Raw genomic sequence first — 289 nt, forward strand, 5'->3', positions numbered from 1 at the left:
CGCTGGGCCGCGGCGCCTCGTCCTTCATCATCGCGGTGGCGGACCTCCTCGGCGTGCAGTTCGAGCGGTCGCGGATCGTGGACGTCCTCGAGCACCGGGAGCGCCTGGCGACGTTCGGCGAGCTGATGGCCGCCGCCGCGCACGAGATGAACTCGCCGCTGTGCTACCTGCAGTCGAACCTGACCACGCTGGAGCGTTCCCTCAAGACGGTCGAGCTGCCCACAGACCTCCGCGACGACGTCCGCGCGATGATCGCCGACTGCATGGACGGCACCGAGAAGCTCTCGCG

1 protein-coding gene is annotated in these 289 nt (G+C 69.6%); it reads left to right on the top strand.

The features are described from left to right. Positions 1–289, top strand: a 289-nt coding sequence (locus tag K8B81_RS20860) for a hypothetical protein (protein WP_223683450.1), incomplete at both ends; no start/stop codon positions are given.

This window comes from Flavobacterium hibisci, from assembly GCF_020026925.1.
Classification (GTDB): Bacteria; Bacteroidota; Bacteroidia; order Flavobacteriales; family Flavobacteriaceae; genus Flavobacterium; species Flavobacterium hibisci.